General features: G+C 47.2%; 24 protein-coding genes. 16 read left to right on the top strand and 8 right to left on the bottom strand.

Translation table 11 applies throughout. The features are described from left to right. Positions 1-287 precede the first annotated feature (287 nt). Entirely contained in the window at positions 288-824 is a 537-nt protein-coding gene (locus tag ACYVH9_RS28860) for a hypothetical protein (RefSeq protein ID WP_460639920.1), read from the bottom strand. Positions 825-1269: 445 nt separating this feature from the next. On the opposite strand from ACYVH9_RS28860, the gene ACYVH9_RS28855 reads away from it, so the two are divergent. The 4 genes from ACYVH9_RS28855 to ACYVH9_RS28840 all read left to right on the top strand — a co-directional run bounded on the left by ACYVH9_RS28855 (position 1270) and on the right by ACYVH9_RS28840 (position 3938). Further along, a complete protein-coding gene (locus ACYVH9_RS28855; protein ID WP_460639919.1) occupies positions 1270-1695 on the top strand; it encodes a response regulator in 426 nt (141 codons plus the stop codon). Positions 1696-2029: 334 nt separating this feature from the next. Further along, the gene (locus ACYVH9_RS28850) at positions 2030-2299 is read left to right on the top strand and encodes a hypothetical protein (protein ID WP_460639918.1); all 270 of its coding nucleotides are present in this window, start codon (positions 2030-2032) and stop codon (positions 2297-2299) included. 849 nt (positions 2300-3148) lie between these two features. Further along, positions 3149-3430, top strand: coding sequence for a hypothetical protein (locus tag ACYVH9_RS28845; RefSeq protein WP_460639917.1), 282 nt, complete (start codon positions 3149-3151; stop codon positions 3428-3430). Between the two features lie 52 nt (positions 3431-3482). Next, entirely contained in the window at positions 3483-3938 is a 456-nt protein-coding gene (locus tag ACYVH9_RS28840; RefSeq protein WP_460639916.1) for a cold-shock protein, read from the top strand. A gap of 14 nt (positions 3939-3952) precedes the next feature. On the opposite strand, the gene ACYVH9_RS28835 is transcribed toward ACYVH9_RS28840, so the two are convergent. Further along, the gene (locus ACYVH9_RS28835) at positions 3953-5068 is read right to left on the bottom strand and encodes a fatty acid desaturase family protein (protein ID WP_460639915.1); all 1116 of its coding nucleotides are present in this window, start codon (positions 5066-5068) and stop codon (positions 3953-3955) included. 416 nt (positions 5069-5484) lie between these two features. Between ACYVH9_RS28835 and ACYVH9_RS28830 the strand changes: the two genes are divergently transcribed. Beyond that, positions 5485-6201 (top strand): class I SAM-dependent methyltransferase, encoded by a 717-nt coding sequence (locus ACYVH9_RS28830; protein ID WP_460639914.1) that lies wholly within the window; start codon positions 5485-5487, stop codon positions 6199-6201. 31 nt (positions 6202-6232) lie between these two features. On the opposite strand, the gene ACYVH9_RS28825 is transcribed toward ACYVH9_RS28830, so the two are convergent. Continuing rightward, complete coding sequence (locus ACYVH9_RS28825; RefSeq protein WP_460639913.1) at positions 6233-6421, bottom strand: hypothetical protein; 189 nt, start codon at positions 6419-6421, stop codon at positions 6233-6235. A gap of 448 nt (positions 6422-6869) precedes the next feature. Between ACYVH9_RS28825 and ACYVH9_RS28820 the strand changes: the two genes are divergently transcribed. Further along, positions 6870-7304, top strand: a complete 435-nt coding sequence (locus ACYVH9_RS28820; protein ID WP_460639912.1) for a hypothetical protein — start codon at positions 6870-6872, stop codon at positions 7302-7304. A 68-nt stretch (positions 7305-7372) separates the two neighbouring features. Here ACYVH9_RS28820 and ACYVH9_RS28815 read toward each other — a convergent pair whose 3' ends face one another. Then, positions 7373-7762: a hypothetical protein gene (locus ACYVH9_RS28815; RefSeq protein ID WP_460639911.1), complete on the bottom strand. Its 390-nt coding sequence runs from the start codon at positions 7760-7762 to the stop codon at positions 7373-7375. A gap of 544 nt (positions 7763-8306) precedes the next feature. Between ACYVH9_RS28815 and ACYVH9_RS28810 the strand changes: the two genes are divergently transcribed. Both ACYVH9_RS28810 and ACYVH9_RS28805 read left to right on the top strand, forming a co-directional pair. Next, on the top strand, positions 8307-8807 hold the full coding sequence (locus tag ACYVH9_RS28810; protein WP_460639910.1) for a DUF2939 domain-containing protein: 501 nt from the start codon (positions 8307-8309) through the stop codon (positions 8805-8807). Positions 8808-9313: 506 nt separating this feature from the next. Next, a complete protein-coding gene (locus ACYVH9_RS28805) occupies positions 9314-9766 on the top strand; it encodes a PH domain-containing protein (protein WP_460639909.1) in 453 nt (150 codons plus the stop codon). Positions 9767-10275: 509 nt separating this feature from the next. On the opposite strand, the gene ACYVH9_RS28800 is transcribed toward ACYVH9_RS28805, so the two are convergent. Then, positions 10276-10434, bottom strand: a complete 159-nt coding sequence (locus tag ACYVH9_RS28800; protein ID WP_460639908.1) for a hypothetical protein — start codon at positions 10432-10434, stop codon at positions 10276-10278. 183 nt (positions 10435-10617) lie between these two features. Between ACYVH9_RS28800 and ACYVH9_RS28795 the strand changes: the two genes are divergently transcribed. The 7 genes from ACYVH9_RS28795 to ACYVH9_RS28765 all read left to right on the top strand — a co-directional run bounded on the left by ACYVH9_RS28795 (position 10618) and on the right by ACYVH9_RS28765 (position 14200). Next, positions 10618-11049, top strand: a complete 432-nt coding sequence (locus ACYVH9_RS28795; protein ID WP_460639907.1) for a response regulator — start codon at positions 10618-10620, stop codon at positions 11047-11049. Positions 11050-11079: 30 nt separating this feature from the next. Continuing rightward, positions 11080-11562, top strand: a complete 483-nt coding sequence (locus ACYVH9_RS28790; protein ID WP_460639906.1) for a response regulator — start codon at positions 11080-11082, stop codon at positions 11560-11562. Positions 11563-11575: 13 nt separating this feature from the next. Continuing rightward, complete coding sequence (locus ACYVH9_RS28785) at positions 11576-12037, top strand: response regulator (RefSeq protein ID WP_460639905.1); 462 nt, start codon at positions 11576-11578, stop codon at positions 12035-12037. Positions 12038-12170: 133 nt separating this feature from the next. After that, complete coding sequence (locus tag ACYVH9_RS28780; protein WP_460639904.1) at positions 12171-12512, top strand: hypothetical protein; 342 nt, start codon at positions 12171-12173, stop codon at positions 12510-12512. Positions 12513-12529: 17 nt separating this feature from the next. Then, positions 12530-13120, top strand: a complete 591-nt coding sequence (locus ACYVH9_RS28775; RefSeq protein ID WP_460639903.1) for a hypothetical protein — start codon at positions 12530-12532, stop codon at positions 13118-13120. A gap of 31 nt (positions 13121-13151) precedes the next feature. Beyond that, on the top strand, positions 13152-13724 hold the full coding sequence (locus tag ACYVH9_RS28770) for a hypothetical protein (protein ID WP_460639902.1): 573 nt from the start codon (positions 13152-13154) through the stop codon (positions 13722-13724). Between the two features lie 71 nt (positions 13725-13795). Then, positions 13796-14200: a hypothetical protein gene (locus tag ACYVH9_RS28765; RefSeq protein WP_460639901.1), complete on the top strand. Its 405-nt coding sequence runs from the start codon at positions 13796-13798 to the stop codon at positions 14198-14200. Between the two features lie 390 nt (positions 14201-14590). Here ACYVH9_RS28765 and ACYVH9_RS28760 read toward each other — a convergent pair whose 3' ends face one another. Beyond that, a complete protein-coding gene (locus ACYVH9_RS28760) occupies positions 14591-15985 on the bottom strand; it encodes an MBL fold metallo-hydrolase (RefSeq protein WP_460639900.1) in 1395 nt (464 codons plus the stop codon). A gap of 715 nt (positions 15986-16700) precedes the next feature. Here ACYVH9_RS28760 and ACYVH9_RS28755 point away from each other — a divergent pair. Then, complete coding sequence (locus ACYVH9_RS28755; RefSeq protein ID WP_460639899.1) at positions 16701-16892, top strand: cold-shock protein; 192 nt, start codon at positions 16701-16703, stop codon at positions 16890-16892. A 128-nt stretch (positions 16893-17020) separates the two neighbouring features. Here ACYVH9_RS28755 and ppsA read toward each other — a convergent pair whose 3' ends face one another. Both ppsA and ACYVH9_RS28745 read right to left on the bottom strand, forming a co-directional pair. After that, the gene (ppsA, locus tag ACYVH9_RS28750; protein ID WP_460639898.1) at positions 17021-19645 is read right to left on the bottom strand and encodes a phosphoenolpyruvate synthase; all 2625 of its coding nucleotides are present in this window, start codon (positions 19643-19645) and stop codon (positions 17021-17023) included. Positions 19646-19653: 8 nt separating this feature from the next. Continuing rightward, entirely contained in the window at positions 19654-20109 is a 456-nt protein-coding gene (locus tag ACYVH9_RS28745) for a MarR family winged helix-turn-helix transcriptional regulator (RefSeq protein ID WP_460639897.1), read from the bottom strand. Positions 20110-20140: the final 31 nt, after the last annotated feature.

Genomic DNA, 20140 nt, shown 5'->3' with positions numbered 1-20140 from the left:
GCTTAAAAAACGGCCAAGTTCGAGAACCAGGCCGTTTAAGATACCATCGTCATTTGGCATTTAAATAGACTTTAAACCCCGTTGCAGCCGATTTGGGCTATACGTCATCGCCAGGAATGAGGCAATGGCCGGGCCTAACGCGTGAATGAGGGTAAAAGAATAGCCAAGTGGTTGATGAGAACATTGTCACAAAACAGGAAGTATTATAAATCGGGGTGTTCGTGCGGTAGGACAACAGATTCCTTCTATAAAAGCGATGGCAGTTCACGCTCGTTTCTGCAACGCTGTCAGCTATCCAGATGAACCAGGCGGCTTTCGGCCGCAGTTAATGCCTCCTTAACCCGCCTGAGTTGTTGCTGGTACCTCGCAAGGAGCGAGTGATGGCGGTGAACAAGCACATTTCGTCGGTAAATATCACGGATGGATTTACTTTGCCGAAGGATGGTTTCCAGGCGTTGTATCGTTTTGGTCAGCCGGGTGATTTGAGACTCGTACACCTTAATTCGCCTTCGGGTTAGCTCGCTCAGCCAGCTGAGGTCTAGGTTGTTTGCAGGACGGCGTTGTTCTAAAAGGGTACGCCATTGTTTCTGTAAACGTTTAATGGGTTTAGAAAAACAATCCCCATTGAACACCTCCGTAGGCAATTTGAGGACTTGCGCGGGCATTTCCCGGTCAATTAGATAAGCGGCCTGTAGCTGATCCGTCCCCATGGCCAGGTAGCTGACCACGTCAAAAGCATCCTCTTCTGTGGGCACCGTACAAGTAACTTCCTGGGGTTGGTTGTGAGCGTCAAGTAAATTAACCAGTAGTAAAATTCTATCCATCGATTGCAGTATGATGATCCGTCTAGACTACAGTTTTTTCGGCAAGCGGTGAAAAATAATACATATTTTGGAATAAAAATATACTTTTTCCAAGTGGCGATACCAATCTTTTTGGATCATCGAAAATGTCGGCTTACCGAGCGCGGTTCCTCGCCAGGTCTATCGGTGGAGGTGATTCAAAATAATCCCGCAGAATACTACCTCTGTCTAAGCGGGATAAACGATAAGCCTTGCCAAATCAAAATTAGGTGGTAAGGGCTTGAATAAGCTCGGTCAGTAAAGCGGGAATCTAAAGACCTTCCATTGCCATTACCTGCTCCTTTGGACCGATTGATTATTATTTGGAAATAAACGTATACCAACAAGATGGACAGTAGCCGATGCCGTTAGAAATTTCTATTTTTGTAAAACTGACCGTTAATTACCGTAACTGGCTTGCATAAAAATGACTGCTCATTTTGTAATTCTGGTGGCCGAAGATGACGAGGATGACCGTTATCTGTTGACTCAAACCTTTGGCTGTCATCAGCCAGAATGTGAAGTCCGTTTCTTCTATCACGGGCAGGATTTGCTCGACGAATTGAGCTCGGTGAGCGATAAAGACCTGCCCTCGTTGATTTTGCTGGATTTAAACATGCCCATTCTGGATGGTTTAGCGACGCTTCAGCAAATTAAAAGCAATCGACGACTGCGCAGTATTCCGGTGCTGATGCTAACGACCTCGGATCACCCGGATGACATTCAGCGTTGTTATGATGCTGGCGCCAACGCCTACATGCTTAAACCGGCCGGTATCAATGCCTTAAAGGATCTTGCCGACAGAATTATTGCTTATTGGGTTCAAAGCGTTAAGCTTCCCTCCAAAGCGTAGCGGGTTCATGGATCCCGGTTTTCTGGAAACTTACTGCTTCAGTTTCTGTCGTTCCAACCGATTGGCTGTTTCTACGAAGTATGACCTTGCAATAGGTTAAGTTGGCTGGAAGGGAGCCTTTGTGTTTTCTGTACCGATTTCGCCAACCCTATGAAATGTAAGGAAGTTAGCGGCACACGCTATCCGCTATCCATACGGTTTTCTAAGCAACGTTCTGCCGTCAGCCAAGTACCATGGTCGAATTGTAAGAAGGCAAATTCTCGTTACTGATGGCGTTTCTAAAAACATTATCAGACAAAATGCGTTAGATAGTCAGTGATTTAACTGAACCTTTATGGAAACGCCGAAAGAAGCCATCATCCGAACCATCCGCCAAATACAGTCAGGAAAGGATATTGATGCGAGTCGGAACGCGATTGATCATTATCTGGCATCCTGCCCTTCTGCAACAGAACGGGAACAGATCAGACGAGAGATTCGGCAGAAAGCGCAACAAATGCGGCAGACCTGTCAACAGATCCGGCAGCGTTTGAACCGTTGTTTCAATCAGCCGACGCCCGGTTATCCTACCTCAGCCCTGCACCACAACCCATCTTTCCTCTAAAATCCGGCAAGGAACTCGTGATTGCAATTCGATATAAAGCGTAGCCCTTGAGCGGGTTCATGACTCGCCATGCACGCCCGGTATGAACCAAGTTTCTACGGTAAGTTGCCCCACATATAGGAAGGCGGCAAGCGATGTGTTATCACGTGTAAAGCGTCTACCCATAAATCGGCCTAGAATTCACGGCAAGGCCCGAACCACGGACGACGAAGTGAACTTCTTAACCCGATGGTGCCGTAAGGGGTATGCTGTTTGGGTCTACCAAGCGCTTGAGTTCCCTAAGTTCTTCGTTGGGACGTTTTTTCTGTACACCTGACGAATACACCAGGAATTCTTGGTAGAAATTTTATTCAAATTGATATATTTGAATAAAATTCAGACTAATGGGAATTTAAAAGCGCTGCAAGCGTTATTTAAATACCTGCTTCTGCTTGATCGGTTTCGGAATGGTTGGTCATTTGCTCCCCTCATTGCCGCATCTTTTTTAGTTAAGCACTTCTTTCTGTTAAATTTTTCGGAAAAACGAGCTGCTGAACGGTGGTTCGTTTTGATCTATTACGCTTAACCAATACAACATGTTAGTATGTACTGAAAGAGGCCCTATCCGGCTACACCCATTTGGCTGGTTTCTGACCTCTCACAAATTGATAAAAAGAGTTGACATTTCTGAAAAGCGGGCTGATCGATTGCCGGGTTTGGTAGTTCTGAAGAGGGTCTCAAGAATGATCCGGATACCGTTTATGCCCATGCGTTCATCCTTGCTAGGTGGTGCGATGTGATTCGAGTTTATTTATCCTGAAGGATGAATGCTTTAGACCGTTGCACGTTCATTTTAAAACTTGATATACTATGGATTTTTTAGCGCAAAAGCTTCGGAAAATACAGGAGTATTCTATTCCGACTACGGGAGGATATTTCCTCTCGAACTTTCACCGTTCTACGAGCTATGACGGTTTAACGCTCTTTCGCCTTCATTTTAGAAGGAGCGGTTTTGCCAAGCCAACGGCTTTTGACGTTTCCATCCATTATTCCAAAGAATTTGTTGTTGACTACAAGGACCGGGATCAGGATACGATTCGAATGCATTTTCCGGATTTTGAATCCGTGATCACCTATTTAACTTCTAAATAAAAGTAAATTGCTTCCTGGGTAGGAAGCAATAATTCAACCCCATTCAGGTACTATGGCTAAATCACAAGAAACGTTTACAAAAAAAGAGAAAGAAAAAGCGCGGTTAAAAAAGCGGAAAGAAAAAGAAGAGAAGAGGGAGGAGCGGAAAGCTAGTGCGCAAAAAGGCCAGAATTTTGATGATATGATTGCCTACGTGGATGAGAACGGGAATCTCTCCACCACCCCGCCCGATATCCATAAAAAGAAAACCATTAACCAGGATGACATCCAGATCGGCGTTCCTCGGCAAGAAGCCATCAATGCTGCTGACGAAGTTCGACAAGGCGTGGTTTCTTTCTTCAACGAGTCGAAAGGATACGGATTTATCAAGGACCTCAAAAGCCAGGAAAGTATCTTTGTCCACGTTAGTGGCCTTATTGACCCCATTCTGGATGGTATGAAGGTTTCGTTTGAAGTGGAAATGACCTCAAGGGGAATGAATGCCGTTAAAGTACGGAAAGCTATCTAGGTTTTTACAACCGTTTATTTTGGGCAAAATAACGGTTTTGGAAGCGAAGCTACCGGCTTGCCAAGCTTTTTAAGTTGCGAAACATGGGACGACAGCGCCTGCCATAGGGACGCCTTTTGGTGGTATGGCAACCCGTATTCTTTCGCCGTTGCCTGGATAATTGGCGCAATGGAAGGATAGTGTACATGACTGATGGAAGGAAACAGGTGATGTTCTATCTGGAAATTCAGGCCGCCAATAAACCAGGATATTAGTCGAAAACTTGAAAAATTAGCCGTCGACTCAAGTTGATGGATGGCCCAGGCATTTTCGATGTTTCCATCTTCATTCAGGATGGGAGCATCGACTTCTTCGATCACATGGGCCAACTGGAAGATAATGCTCAACACAAAACCGGCTACAAAATTCATAACCAAATAACCGGCAAGCCATTGAAGGACAGTGAGATCGGTCAAGAGGAGCGGTAGCAGGCCGATAAACAGAAGGTACAGGATTTTGCTGGCAATTAAAATCAGAATTTGGTTGACCGGAAAAGGCTTCGTCAGGCGCTGACGGGCTTTCTGGTTGAAATCCCAGACTTGCCGGATATCCTTAACCAGAAAGGAAAAGGTCATCAACCCGTATAGCAAAAAGGCATACAGATGCTGGTATCGATGCATTTTGTAAAGCCGTTGCTGGTCTGAGAGCCGTAAAAAGGGCTTTCCTGTGATGTCACTGTCCAACTGGTCGATATTCGTGTACGTATGATGAAGCGTATTGTGTTGGATTTTCCAATTATACACGTTCCCTCCCAGTAAGTAAAGGCTGCCGCTGAAACAGTGATTGATCCAGGGGCGAGACGAAAAGCTACCATGATTGGCATCATGCATCACCGACATGCCGACACCCGCGATGCCTAACCCCATTAAAGCGGCAAATCCGAGCATAGCCGGGCCAGAAAACTGGTTGGTTAGGATCAAACAGTAAGGAACCAGGTACAAGCCAAGCATAACAAGGCTTTTGTACAGGATCGGGCGCTCTCCGGCCTTGGAAACGCCGTTTTTGAGAAAATGCTGTTCAATACGCGATCGTAAAACAGAAAAGAAAAGGGATTTATCCCGGTTGAGAAATTTCAAGTGAGTTGCCGTCATCATCAGAAGGGTTTCAGGGGTCTGTCAACCTATTATTTCCTGACGGCTGGAAGCTGTTGGGGATTAATCGTTGCATATTCCGTACGTAAAGAACGAACGAGCATGGGGAATAGTCTATTAATCTACTGATTAATTTATTCTTGCCAGCTTGGGTCGCATCAAGATACAAAGGGCAGATATGCGCTGGGCCGGCATTCCGCTGGGCCGGCATTCCGGACGCATCGATCAAACCGTGCAAAATAGGTTTGGACTGCCTGCCAGGCTAATCGTGCATTTCCAATAATGGCACCCGAACGTATTGGGTGCCCTGGGCAAGCCCCAGTTGATGCTGAAACCTGTTCCTTTCTTTAGTTGATTGCTTTATTTTCGCCCGTGAAAAAGGATCGGTCACTTGTGCCTTCAGCCAGTATTTAGCTATGTCAAACGAAGAGAAAAATGCTCCTGTTCATCCCGCTGCGTCAAACAATCCCTTTGCTGATCCAGCAGCTGTAGCTAATTATGCCCAAAATCCGCCCCGGGTGGTGCCTGGCTTTGCCGATCTGCAACAGATGGCCATGTTACTGTTAGCCGAACGTGCGTTAGATTCTGCTCGGGTGCTGGTGCTGGGCGCGGGTGGGGGCTTGGAGCTTAAAGTTTTTGCCGAAGCAAACCCCGGCTGGCAATTCGATGGGGTTGATCCGGCTGCGGAAATGCTGGAGCTGGCAAAAGCAACGCTCGGCCCATTGACGAGTCGGGTCCAATTTCATGAAGGTTACATCGATACCGCGCCCGAAGGACCTTTTGATGCCGCAAGCTGTATTTTAACGTTACACTTTCTTTCCCGCGAAGAACGCCTTCACACCTTGCTTGAAGTTCGTCGCCGTTTAAAGCCAGGTGCCCCGTTCGTGGTGGCGCACCTCAGTTTTCCCCAAAGCGAGCCTGATCGAACACGCTGGTTGGGGCGGTATGCGGCCTTTGCTTCCAGCCGTGGTATCAACTCAGAAGCGGCTCAGAAAGCAAGTGCGGCTATCCGCGTGCGGCTTCCTGTTTTATCTCCGGAGCAGGATGAAGCCGTGTTACAGGATGCGGGTTTTTCGGGAGTTACTTTATTTTACATGGGGTTTGGCTTCCGGGGCTGGGTGGCTTATGGGTAATACCTTTCTTTTCAACATCCCTTATTTCGCTTCAGTGCTTTTGAACTAACGTAGCGAGAAAATCGCTCAGCCGTTTTTGAGCCAACTCAATTTCTTTCATTATTTGGGCGTATTCATCATCGTTGTAGTCAACGGACCACAAACGGCCAATCGCTCGTCGCATATCCCCATTCCCCTTTTCAATATACAATATGTCTCGTGCTGAAAATTGCTTTGCCATATGCAACCTGTTTTTATAAAAATATATGAAACAATTATCTTGTAATGGCGTGCTAGTATTTATCTGATTTGTAGTTAGTCTATTTCTATTTGCTGGAATTATTTGTACGGCTAGTACCCCGCAACCTCATCAAAAACAAAGCCCAGCCAAATGACTGGGTTGTAAACAATACTCTCTGTCATTCAGTGCACATATGTGCACATTTTAAAATCTACCTATGTAATAAGTATACAAACATACTATGTATAACGATCTACCCACCTTTTTGAGTAAAAAGAAAACAGAAAGCGCGTATCGCGTTTCAATAATGATGTGTAGTTTGGTCGTCGAACAAACTGAGAAAGAAGCAACATGGCTTTCGACGGAATGCTAAAAAAGCATACGAATCGGTAAAAATTTTTCAAATATTTCGCGCGCTACCATTTACAGGTATTATTCCAATGTCGATATGCTTTACGCGGAAGCAACCTTATCGTTACGGGTTAAGCAACCGGATGATTTTCTGGAGGATGTAAAAAAGATGAATTTAACCGACTCGCTCCTGTATGTTCAAAGCTACTTTAATCGACTGGCACAGGATCACGAGACCGCTTTTCGGAAATACCTGAGTGTCGTGTTGGATGAGTCCGTAAAAAAAGGCCAGTCGAATTCATTGCGGGGAGCCCGGCGACCGGCTGCGTTGGCAGCCGTGCTGCAGCCTTATGCCAAACAAATCGGGGCCCAGAACATTGACAAGCTCAAACAGATTATCACCGTGTTATCGGGCATTGAGCCGATGATTGCCAATAAAGATGTAAATGGGTTAGCGAGCGACGAATCCAATGCGCTGCTACAGTGGGCGCTGGAAATGATTTTAAAGGGGATGGGGTTAGCAAAGGTGTAATGCCCTGCATGAATAGTACGATCCACCTTGGGGGGTAGGGGTAGCATAAATTGGTACTGACGAATCACTTACTGGATAGTTACCAATCGGGTTGGCTGGCTGGGTTGCTGGGTTTCCAGCGTTATTTCCTTGGTGGTTATTTCCACGCCGTTGCTTACGGCGAGGTGGTACACCCCGTCGGGCAGGTTACTCATATCCAACCGGTAACGCACCGCCCCTTGATTCTTGCCGATGCGCTGGGCAAAGACGGGCTCACCTTTCGCATTGCGCAACTGTACCAGGACTGGGCTGGTGGTTTGTTTTTGAACGGCTACCTGCAACTTGCCCTCGGTGGTGGTGTAGATGCCGGTCTGGAAAGCGGCCGCTTTTTTGGGTTCTTTCGGGTTGGCGTTAACGGCGTTGAAGGAAGCAGCTGTTAAGGCAACGGCAACGAGCAAGGTGTTGATCAGGGCTTTCATGGCGTCTATTGTTTCAAGGATTGTTGTTCTGTTTGATGAATCAAAGGTCGGCAGCTTGGAAAGGAAAGCCTGTCACAAATGAGTCAACTCCTGGTACTTTTGAGAAAAGCGTTTTTTTCAGTGGGCGAGCGCTAAGCGAGAATAAAACCACGTTTATAAGATTGGTCTATGCTGAGAAGCAACCTGCAATTCTATAAAGGTCGAAGAGAAGCAGGGTAAGTCTGCGTTTCTTAAAGCTTCCTTTCGATCAATAGGGTGGGATGAAGCGTATCAGTAACGTGTGTCAAGCAGGAATGGACTCACTGTAGGATTCGATTGGGAATGCAAAAAAGAAAAGTAGGACTAGGGTATTTACCGCCGTCGAGATATAGCTACAAAACTTGCTGAAGCAAGGGAATATCGAACCCCTATTCATTTAGGGTAAAAAATAAGCTTGGATTTGAGGAAAGCCCAATCAATGGGCAGGATCAATTGGAAAGTGACCTGTATTCATACTGAGTAATCAGCTTTACCTCTTGACGCTACAAAATAATCACTATAACGTATGAAACCGATCCATTATGCTCTCTTTGCTTTAGTCGCCTTGTTAGGCGTTGTCGGCTTTGGCCCATTCTTTACTGTTTATCAACTTCGGAGTGGGGTCAGGAGTGGAGATACGGAGAAAATTGCCGAGAATGTTGATTTTCCACAGCTTCGGGAAGGAATCAAAGATCAGCTCAATGCCAAAACCATGGAATCGATTCAAGGTGGGAAAGTGGACGGATGGGGTATGCTAGGTTCACTGTTTGCCGGGGTAATGGTGGATAAAATGATTACCCCAACCGGGCTTTCCATGATATTGAAAGGAGAGAGGACGCCTTTAGGGAAAAATGTATCAACGCAACCGGCAACGAAAGATCCGCTTTCAAATATCCATTATTCGTACGACTCCTTTAGTAAATTTTCGGCTTATGTACCGGATAAAAGAGGGAAAGAGATGCGTATTGTCCTTTCACGTGATTGGTTGAGTTGGAAGGTAACCAACGTAATTATTCCAATGGATTAAAATCAGGTACAAGGGGCGCCAGTACGGGAATGGAGGTGATGCGTGGCGGTACATTAGACCGAATTGCTCGCTTCCAGGTAACGGTCCTGCCGGGTCGCAGCAAGAAGGACTTTACCTGTCTGGTTAACGTGCCTAGCCCATCACAATTATACAGCACATACCCGGTGCGATCCAGTTCCACGACGCGCCAGAAATGGCACCCCAGGAAAGCAGGATCGTGATAGATAATATCACCAACTTTCAGGTTAGAATGTATGGGCAAAAGATGGAGGTACGACATACACGGCATTAACAGACTATGAAGTTACTAAAAATGCCAATTCGGTTGCAAAAAAATATATCGACTGGGCTATTCAGCGCTACAATGCTGCTTGCCTGCAATGATGAAAAACCGTACGATTAATTACTACCATCTTAGCGTTGCATGGAAGTACCTTTTCTATGGGTATTTGTGACTTGTTTAGTATATTATCCACGGCAAAGCCCGTCAAAACAACCTCGGAGAAATGGCCGCAACAATGACTACATATAAATCCAAAATAGGACTTGAACTGATCATCCCCTTGGCCGGGCTTTTATTCGGCATAGGTAGTTTACTGGTTTACAAAGGCAGTTGGGCGGGAACAGGTATCGTAACGGTTGTTTCCCTTTTGATCGCTCATTTGTTTATGACAACCCGCTATCAAATAGATGCGGGCATCCTGCGAATTCAGTCGGGCTTTTTTTTCCACAAAGCCTTGCCCATTGAAACCATCAAAAAAATCATCGAAACCCGGAATCCGATCAGTTCTCCGGCTCTCTCACTTGACCGAATTGAACTGATCTACAATCGGTTCGACAGTGTGCTTATCTCGCCCAATGATAAGATGGGCTTTATTGCTGAACTGCTACGAGCTAAGCCAGACATTGACGTGCAACTAAAAAGTGAACCGGAAAGGGGAAGAAAAGAAGCCGTTTGATAACGGATTACCCCCTCAAACAATCTGATTAGGCCAGAGAATCCTCTAGCTACACCGATCATTTGTCGATTTCCCCAGAAACTGACCTGGTATCGATACGGCAGCCAGGCGCTTTGGACATAGGCTTGACTACGTCATAGAGGTGGCCTCGAATGACGATTCTGATTGTATCGAGGTACCTCTGGTCACTATGTAGAAGTGACTGCCGCCCATACTGTTTATCTCAGAAACTCCTCCCCATATTTGCCGATGTACTTCCAGGGCTTACGGGAAATAACGCAAGGTTCAGGCAATAACAATAGCTAGCTCGCACGATTGATGTACTTTTGCTGCTCACTGATCAGAGCCAACCTAGGGGTGCAATCAATCTACGCAGGGATGTAAATCAGATTTTGTTTAACTTTGCTTCAACAAAATCTGTGTGTTTGCCGTTATTTCTACTAGGATAAGGTAGACAACAACGTAGCCTGTAGGATTGAATGGCAAGTATAGCACAGCGAGTTACTGATTTACAGAAACGGATTCAGAAAATGGATTTGACCATTCGGCAGCTTGAATGCACCACCGTTTTTGCGGCTGATCTCTGCATCCTGGATACGTTGCAAGCTAAAAGGTACCAGTTGGAACAAGTGAAGAGTCATCGGGCTATTTATTTTCATCAGCTTCATACATTAGGCTGTTCTGAAGGATAGAGCTCAACGCTAACCTGAAAATAGTCCACTTTTTTCAGCTCTCCTGTGTGGATAGGGGTGCTGGTGGCCAGAATCAGGTATTTGTATAATGCAAAATTCTGTTTTACCTTTCATAAAAATGGCCTTGTTTCGGGGCCATTCCGTACTTTCACCGACCGGATGAGCAAAACATTTAATGTGCTGATTGTGGATGATGATGAGGATGATCAGTTTTTAATCCAGTTGGCGTTTCAACAAACTTCCGAGAAATTTCGCCTTCAGTTTGCTTCTGATGGTACCCAGGTTTTGGAAAGAATTCGTAAACCGACTTTTTTGCCTGACTTAATTTTGTTGGACTTGAACATGCCCACCATTAGCGGTTTCGATGTACTCAAACAGATCAAAAACTCCCCACGGTATCGTCATATTCCCGTCATTATTTTGTCAACCTCTGATAGTGAGATTGACATCAATCGATGCTATGAGCTAGGCGCTAACACCTTTATGGTTAAGCCTTCTTCGCAAAATGAACTGCGAGACCTGGCCAACCTGGTGCGCCAATACTGGTTCTCCATGGCCCGAATTCCAACCCGACGCACCAATTCAAATTAAACAGGTCTGCCTGCGCAGCATTTTCATTCCATGACCGACACGATAGCGATTAATGACCCGGATGTATTCCCTATTCTTCTGGTGGACGACGAGTGGCAGATAAATGATATCCTCAATCAGATTGCCAAAGCTGAATTTCCCCAGGCGAATTTTTTGCACAAAATGAGTGTTGAATCCGCTCAGTCCTTTTTGACCACGGCAACGGGCTGGGTTCCGCGTTTAATTATACTGGACATCGACCTCAAACAGGATAAAAACGGGCTGGATTTATTGGCCTGGATTCGACAGCATCCGCTCTACCGCGTGTTGCCCGTCATTATCTTGTCAGTTGTTCACGAAGAAGAAATCGTGCGGGAAGCATATGCTAAAGGTGCTAATATATTTACCAATAAACCGTTTGGATATACGGAGTGGAAAGCCTACGTGCAGTACCTGGCAACGTATTGGTTTTCGACCGCCAGCACGCCTAAGCTCTGGGTTGACAATCCAACGAGTCCTTTTACCAACTCTTAGTGTTTTCGTATCAATGTCATCCTCTTCTGAGACCGACTCTTTTTGTATTCTGTTAATTGATGATGATCCGGCTGTTGCTGAAATTTTAAGCCGGGCTTGTGAGCAGGTCTTTCCGGAAGCTACTTTAATCGCAGTCACTAATTTTGAGCAGGCAGTGGCTTATTTTGATAAACTGAACGGCCCCGGTCCCCGGCTGGTGTTATTGGATCTGGACTTGAAAGGCGGCCAGAATGGGTTGGAATTTTTGCAGCTCATGCGCCGGCATCCTCAGGGACGGTTTTTACCCATCGTTGTCTTATCGGTCAGCCAGAATACACAAATTATGGAAGAGAGCTACCGACAGGGGGCAACCGCGTACACCGTCAAACCCTTTTCTTATTCCGACTGGCGGGTTTATGGGGATCAATTACGCACCTATTGGTACCACATGGTCAGTGTCCCCGTGATCAACTTTGGACAAAGCCAGCCTGTATAACATACTCTATTTTTTGGAGTTTGGGAAACCAATGGTTTTAGGGTACTTTGTTCCAGTAAAGCTCTGACACGAACAGATGGAAAAAGCTTCTTGGCGGAATTGTTTGGCAATAAGTGCGTTGGCTTTTGCTTTGATGGGCTGTCGTGACCTGACTCTAATTGATCGCTCCTACCAACGGGTGATCGTCCAGGATTTTTCTGCACCACTCCGCACCCTACTGCCTCCTTACGAGGGCACTCCTTACTCGCTCACCCTGCGAATCAGTGGCACCATTAATGGGCCTGTTTGGTTAGCTGTTGACCAACTAGAAGGCAACCAGGGACGTTATGCCATTCGCCGTGATACCCTAAAAGCAGGTACCTATACGGGCACTTCTTTGACGGGCGACTACTATTCAAATCAGGCGACGGAATTGCTCATTACGGGTGAAGCCGGCACCACGGGAAACTTACTCATTGAGTGGTACCGACAATAACCAAAACCATTCTACGCATGGCTCGTTATTACACCCTGCTAATCGGTCTGCTTTGGATGACTTCCCTCCAGGCTCAAGTCCCGAAAAACCGTAATTCGGTTCGGCTGGGCATTGACTTGACCTCGCTTGATGCGCCAGATGCGGTTGGTTTACGCTACGTCGGCCGGATTGCCCATCATTTCAGGAATGACCGTTTTGTGGTGGCCGCCGAAGCGGGATACTTGGTTAAGGTGACTTCCAATCAACCGTTCAACGAAGTAGATCCGGGGGCTAATCACCGGGAACGCTTTACGATGGATGCAACGGCATTTATTGATCTGCTACACCACCCACGTCACGCACTGCGGGTGGGGGCCGGTTTATCGGCCTGGTACCGACGTGACGATATCTATCGGGGGGCCACCGCTATGTTTACCCCAACGGGTTTGCAGGCGGTTGCGATTGACCGGCAAAAGCGCCACGAACTCAACACGGGCGGGCATGTCGCCCTGGAATATGACTGGCTCTTCGACCCGCAGTGGAGTGTCGACATTCGGTTCCGGTGGGCTGATTTGAACCGGGCCGGAATTAGTTCGATGCTGGGAGCAGGCATAAACTATCGGTTTTGACGATCCAACAGAATGCTGAAATACCGAATGGATGAAATCTTTATTTAGTTTTTGGGTGATTGTTCTGGCAGGGGCCAACGGTTACGGTCAGGATCAGTCAAGTATCGCATTTCTCCACGATTTTTTCGGTCAATCCGCACAGATTACCTACCTGGATAAATTTTGGGAAAGTGAACTAACGAATTTGCAGAAAGCGCTGGCGCGGGATACCTTACAGGATGCCTTTAAAACCAAGCGGCAGGAACCTGCTGATTACTTAAAGTTAACCCGGCAGGAGCGGAGCCACATCCAGCGCGAATTAAGGCTACTGCCCCAATTTAGTTGGACTAGCCAATTATTTAAGAGTGGAAAACTCCTGAATATGGCTGCGTTGGAACGTACTATCCGCGGCTATTCCAGGGACGATAAGGAGTTGAAAAAGCAGTATGGTTCAAGATACTACAGCTTTTCAAAGCCTATCTTTATCCGGAATCATTCTGTCTGTATCTTTTATGTAGAATACAGTTGTTTTTCCATGAAATGTGGAGAAGGTAAGTTGATGGTATTCAAGCAGACAAAAACGGGTTGGGTGCCCTGGATGGAACTTTACAAATGGATAAGTTAGCAGGACAGCATGTCAAAATGGATCTGGTCATACGGTTCTGGAGAGTTTTATAGAAAACACGAATCGTACGGATGGAATCTAATAAACTGAATCCGCGTCAGGTAAAGCGTCAGAATAGGTGCACAAGGTGGCTGCTAACTATAGCACTGCTTGCCGGTCTTTTTGCCTTTTTAGGGACGGATTTTGTTGGACAGGAGCGGATTCAACAACGTCCAAAAACCGAATTAGCGGTTACCGCCGGACAACCCATCAGCCCACCTCCATCGGCAAAAGATCAGACAATTTCCGAACGGTTTTTCGCGGCTTTTAGCCCCATTAAAGCGATTGCCCTTCGTTTTTATAATCTCCAGCTTCGTAGTCGAATACGTGTGTATTGTTCGCGTCAGTTCATCTTCGTGCGAGCGCGCACGTTTATGCAATTCAAGGGGATTCCGGCCCGCGCCGACGATCCTTTTGGATTTTTCTTCCGCCGTTGATACGGCTTACGTACGCTTATTAAGCACCTCTCTTTGTATCCCCTTATTCTTCGTAGTGCTGCGCTGATGCAGCCTCAATGGATGTTTGTATGCTACTAAAACGAATAAAGAAGCTCATAAAGCTTATGGGCGTAGTATGCCTGATTGTACTGGCTTTATGTGGGATAGGCCTGGGTGGGGCTGGTCCGATAGCATCGCCAGGTAGAGAACGCTTCACCGAAAATGGAATCAGAACGGAGCTGGTTCAAACGAAAGACGAAGAAGGTGATTTCGATAAGGAAGGTGCCGAAAAACAGTGCGTTTGATTAAAGCTCGATAGCAGCAGATTGGGCGTGCGTCTGTAAGCAAGCAGCCTACTAGCCCCGATAGCACCCCTTGCTGAGCCGGGTGCTATGGCGTCGTCTTTTGGGATCTATTGAAATAGTGTTCTACCTCGGTGCTTAAATCATATACTTGAGCCTGAGGGAGAACCTTCTTAATCAGGCTACTGGCGATGGCTGAACGGTAGCCGGACGCGCAGCTTACCAATATCGGCTTATCCGTCGGAATTTCTGACAGGCGCTGTTGGAGTTCATGCAGAGGAATATTGATGCTGTTCGCAAAAAGGGGAGCCTGCTGTACTTCCTTCTCCGTTCGAACGTCCACCTGCGTATAGGCGTTGTGCTTCGGATTAAAGTGGGCATTATCAAAACGGGTAAATTGCGCTCCCTTCTGCGAATGGTACAAGAAAGCCCCCTTCACCTTGGATTCATAGCCAATGACAGCGGTTTTTTGTAGGGCTGTTTGTAGAGCCTGATCGCTATCGGCCACCAGATAGAATTCTGAAGCCGGCGGAACAATCGTGCCAAGCCAGGTGGCAAAACCCGCTCCATCGCTTTGAATATTGATTGCGTTGGGAAGATAGGACGCTTTAAACAGGCTCGCCGGGCGGGTATCGATGATGATGGCTTTCGGGGAAGGCTGGTAATTAGCAGCCAAATAGTTGATTTGTTCTAAACTCGGTTTTAGGGCCGGAGCCCCCTTCAAGTTTAATGCTACATCGTATTTAAAATAGGCGGGAATAAAAGGTTGATCGCTTAGCAGCAGCTTTACAAATTCAGCCTTTGTACGTTTGGCGAACGCATAATTGCTTTGTTTCTCTTCGCCAATGGTAGAGCTTAGTGCTTTGCGAATGGATTTTCCGCAAAGTGAACCAGCGCCGTGGGCTGGATAGACCAGGACCTCATCGGCCAGTTTCGCAAATTTTTCATGAACGGTGTCATACATCATTTCAGCCAACTGCTGACGCTGCGTTTGGGTTTCTTCGGAAAATTCGCGCAAATCAGGTCGTCCAACATCACCAATAAAGAGAGCATCACCAGAAAAAACCGCCTTATCCGTCCCGTTTTCAGTCAAAACAACTGAAACGTGATCGGGTGCGTGTCCGGGTGTGTACAACGATCTAAGGACAAGGTTATCGGAAAGTCGAATGCGTTGTCCTTCATCGAAATTGGTTTTTTTATACGATGACTTGGTCAGGCTGCTGGCGTAAATGGGAACACCCAATTTCTGGTGCATTTCGGAGTGAGCACTCACAAAATCAGCGTGGGGATGCGTTTCGATAATGCCTACAATCTTGGCGTTGGCTTTTTTTGCATAATCATAGTAAACCTGCGGGTTTCGTTGCGGGTCTATGATTATAATTTGGTCCCCGGCCTGAACGGCATACGAAAAATGAGCGATTCCTTTTACTTCAAATTGCTCAATTTTATAGCGCTCTGACGAGAATACCGTTTTGGCCAACACGGTTTGTACGGCGGCCGTTGATGCGAAGCCCATGTATGCCAGATTAATTACAAACTTTCTTCTTTCCATTTGCGTATCCGTCCGTTCTGCGTTCCGTAGAGAGCGCCATTCGTATTTCAAGTCGGTGAACAGGGCCGTTGCGTATTTTGCCCGGATGGCGGTAGACCCGTTCTCCGCTTTTCGGTACCTTGCTGATGCCAGGATTGCCCTACAGATTGGCTAAACTACGAAAAATCCAGGTAGCAAGTCCCAAGCGAAGGAAACTGAGAATAGATTCTGGAAAGGAAAAATCGCAAAGCAGTTGACGGGTGTGCCCGGTCCTGAAAAGTTTTCTTCTCTTTTTAGATGAAAAAAGGACCTGCCTGATAAAAGCGTTACCCAGAATCCCACAACTCCAAAGATTTATCAGGACGGATCGCTTGATCGTCCGGAAAAATCCTGCTTTTTAGTTAACGGAAAAACCGTGTCCTGGGTTCGTAGCGCTATTTTTTAGGGCTGTATCCCCGGATATGATAAAGGCTTTTAAAGGACCTACGGAGGGCAGAGTTGTTTTCATTGGTCCGTTTCGCTTAGGCCTGTTCGCTCAACTTTAGCTCATTTGCTGGATAAAAACGGGTTTAGGCAGCTGCTCTGTGCCGCTTCCGTTTAATAGATGGAGGAGATATTGTTGGAATTTCAATTGGTTCTTACTTTCTTGCCTAAATTTCAATAAAACATGCAAACAGGAACTGTAAAATTTTTCAATGAAACCAAAGGGTTTGGCTTCATTAAGCCCGATGATGGCGGTGATGACATTTTTGTACACGCTTCAGGGCTGATCGACCAAGTTCGGGAAAACGACAAAGTGAAATTCACTGTCGAACGCGGCAAGAAAGGCTTAAACGCCGTGAATGTCGAATTAGCCTAAGGCATAAGCGACCAGGCGTTAATACAAAAAGACATCCGGCAGCCGGATGTCTTTTTGTATTAACGCCTGGTCATCGACTTTTGAACGGGCGGTTTAGGGATGAATCGGTCGATTGCTGAATGGACGGTTTACAGGATTTCAACGTATCCTTCCGTTCCATGTACGCGAATACGTTGTCCATCTTTTATGCGTTTGGTTGCATGGTCGACGCCGACGACGGCAGGTAAGCCATATTCCCGGGCAATAACGGCACCGTGGGTCATCAGGCCGCCCACTTCGGTAACCAGGCCTTTTATGGATACAAACAAGGGGGTCCAGCTGGGATCGGTAAAGCGCGTAACCAGTATATCATCATGACCCAGATCGGCATTTTCCATGGTTAAAAGAACGCGTGCCCGTCCCTCCCGAACGCCGGACGAAACCGCCAGACCCGGAAGAGCACCGGCCGGCAGATGGTGCCGATGGTAGTTGCCGGAAAGAATCTCCCCCTGAGAGGTAATAACGCGTGGGGGCGTTAATTTTTCATGGCCACGGTACTCGTCTTTTCGTCTTTGGATGATTCCGTAATCCAGTTGATGGGTGCGCACGGTTTCGCGAAGTTCTTCCCAAGTGAGGTAATAGATGTCCTCTTTTTCTGGAATAACCCCCGCCTTTACAAGGCTTTCGGCTTCTTTCAGCAAGCCTTGTTTGTAAACGAAATACCGGCAAACAATGCTGTATTTTGGGTATTCCCGGTAACCGGCAAAATTCCGGATCAGGTCGATCATTCGTTTTGTCTCCCGGACTTTTTGAGCACCATCCGGTAAAGGCTCCAGGCGATCCAGTAATTCCCGTTCTTTCTTCAACGCATCCTGGCGTCCCTGCTCAAACCTCCGCTTTCCGGCTCCCGGCTCAAAATTCTTGATATTACTCAGAATTAAAGGGACCAGGATTGTCCATTTTTCACGCCAACGGGTTTTGGTAATATCGATCTCTCCCGCACACCGCATTCCGTAGCGGTTCAGATAAGCTTCGATGGCGTCCCGGGTTGGCTGTCCGCCATCAAGACCAACCAGTTCATCCAAAGCGCTATCCTCTTTGACCTGTTGCAAATACCGAATAACGTCCGGATAAGGACGAATCACATCGGCGACATCCAATAAGGCCAGGCCCATTTCCGACGTAATGTTGTTGGACACAGATTGAGAGAGTGTGTCCGCTGCGTTTCTTTCTCCCAACCATTCCTCCATTTTTTCATTGATCCAATAGGAGGCATTCATGGCGGTCATAATCACTTCAAAGCTTTTCGGATCAGCGATGCTCGCCTTGATCTGCTGGCAGTCATCTCGAATAAAATCAATCAGATCCGTTCCGGTTTTTGGCTGGATGGTTTGCTTTAATTCGGCCAGCGATGTCTCGCTGCGGCTGATCAAATCAGCGACAAGCGCCGGGTCGTTTTCGATCAGTGTTTGATAAGCCGCCAGGGGAACTCTTCGGTGGGGGGGACCGGAAGCCGATTCAGGGTGCTCACCGGGGGGCGACTTCCAAAAATCACCCCGCTCCAACAGGGTTGTCAGGGCGTCTTTGATGAGCGGATCGGACTTTCCCAGGATGTTGATGAGAAGTTCCCTTTGCTCGGGGGAAGCCAGTTCTGCGGTGACATCGACAAACGGCCGACCGCCAGCCTGAACCATAGGCCGGCCAGCGGTGAGTTGCCACAGGGACAAGCCCAGCGGTTTCATGGCGTCAGTCATCATTTGTTGATGGCCAACCGAAACATAGACGCGATTTTGCCCATCAGTCGGTTCCGGGATGGGGTATAAAGTAGTGATAGGACGGCTCTGGACAATATGCACCGTACCATCGGCTAAACACCATTCAATGTCCTGGGGAGAATTGAAATGCGCTTCAATCGTGCGGCCCAGGTGCTCCAGTTGCAGGATTTGCTCTTGCGTTAACGTCGGACGGTTCTGGCGATCTGGCTCAATTGCCTGCTGGGCCGTTCCACCTTCCGGTAAGGCATAAATCGCCAGGTTTTTGGTGGCTATTTTCGCATCAATTACCGTGCCGTTCCGCACTTTGTAGGTATCGGGATTCACCAGCCCAGCAACCAGAGCCTCACCCAGCCCAAAACCCGCATCAATGGATAACACGGTTCGATTCGATGTGACGGGATCGGCCGTAAACAGAATGCCAGCCACCTGTGGAAAGACCATTTTTTGAACAACCACGGCCAGCTGGACTTGCTGGTGGTCGACGCCGTTTTGAAGGCGGTAACTAACGGCCCGTTCGGTAAACAGCGATGCCCAGCATTGGCTGATATGCCGGAGGATGGCTTCTTTCCCGATTACATTTAAATACGTATCCTGCTGGCCGGCAAAAGAGGCCGTCGGTAAATCCTCTGCCGTTGCACTGGACCGAATGGCATAGGCATTTTGGTCATCGAGCAAGTCGATTTGTCGGGCAATCTCGTTCCCAATCGCGTCTGGAATGGTGATGGCTTCGATCAGCGACCGAATGTGGGCACTTTGTTCGCGAATTTGTTGTCGATCCGCCGGTTTCAGCCTGTTCAACTGATCCAGCCATGACTGCAACGCATCGTTGTTCCCAATAATTTCTCTGTAAACTTCCGTTGTAATGATAAAGCCTCCGGGCATGTGTACCCCTTCAAGGCGGGATAATTCCCCCAGGTTAGCACCTTTGCCGCCAACCAGATCGATTTTGCTTTGACCAACTTCCTCAAAAGAAAGGATACGGGTGCTTATCTGTTTCATGGCTACGGTTATTTGCTGTTGAGGGTGGAGGTTGTTTCATTCATTACGGCGATGGCTTTCAAAAAGTAGGATTCAATAATGGTGAGTTCATCGGTGGAAAAAGACGCAATGAGTTGTTCTGTTTTACGCCGGAATTCTTGATAAAGCGGAGTCAGAAGCGCTAGGATTAGCTCTGTGTTTGGTTCAACGATCACTTTCCGGCGGTCTCCTACGGCAAACCGCCTTTTTACCAGGTTTTTCTTCTCAAACCGGTCGATCAAACCGGTAACGGCTCCCGTTGTCAGACCGGTCAAGGCTGAAAGTTCACCGGCAGTCATTTGCCCTTTTTCGATTAAAAATCCCAGGTATTTGTGATCCGTGCCCGAAAGTCCTGCTTTGCGGGCAACAGCTTCGTGCATCTGAATCGAGGTGTAGGCATGTTGTTGACTTAGTTTCCTGATTTTTTCGCGACTGCTGGTTTTCATTACTATCTTATTTGGTAAATATCTTAGTTAC

It is taken from the genome of Larkinella harenae, assembly GCF_054780515.1.
This window is presented reverse-complemented; position numbering and strand designations above follow the sequence as displayed.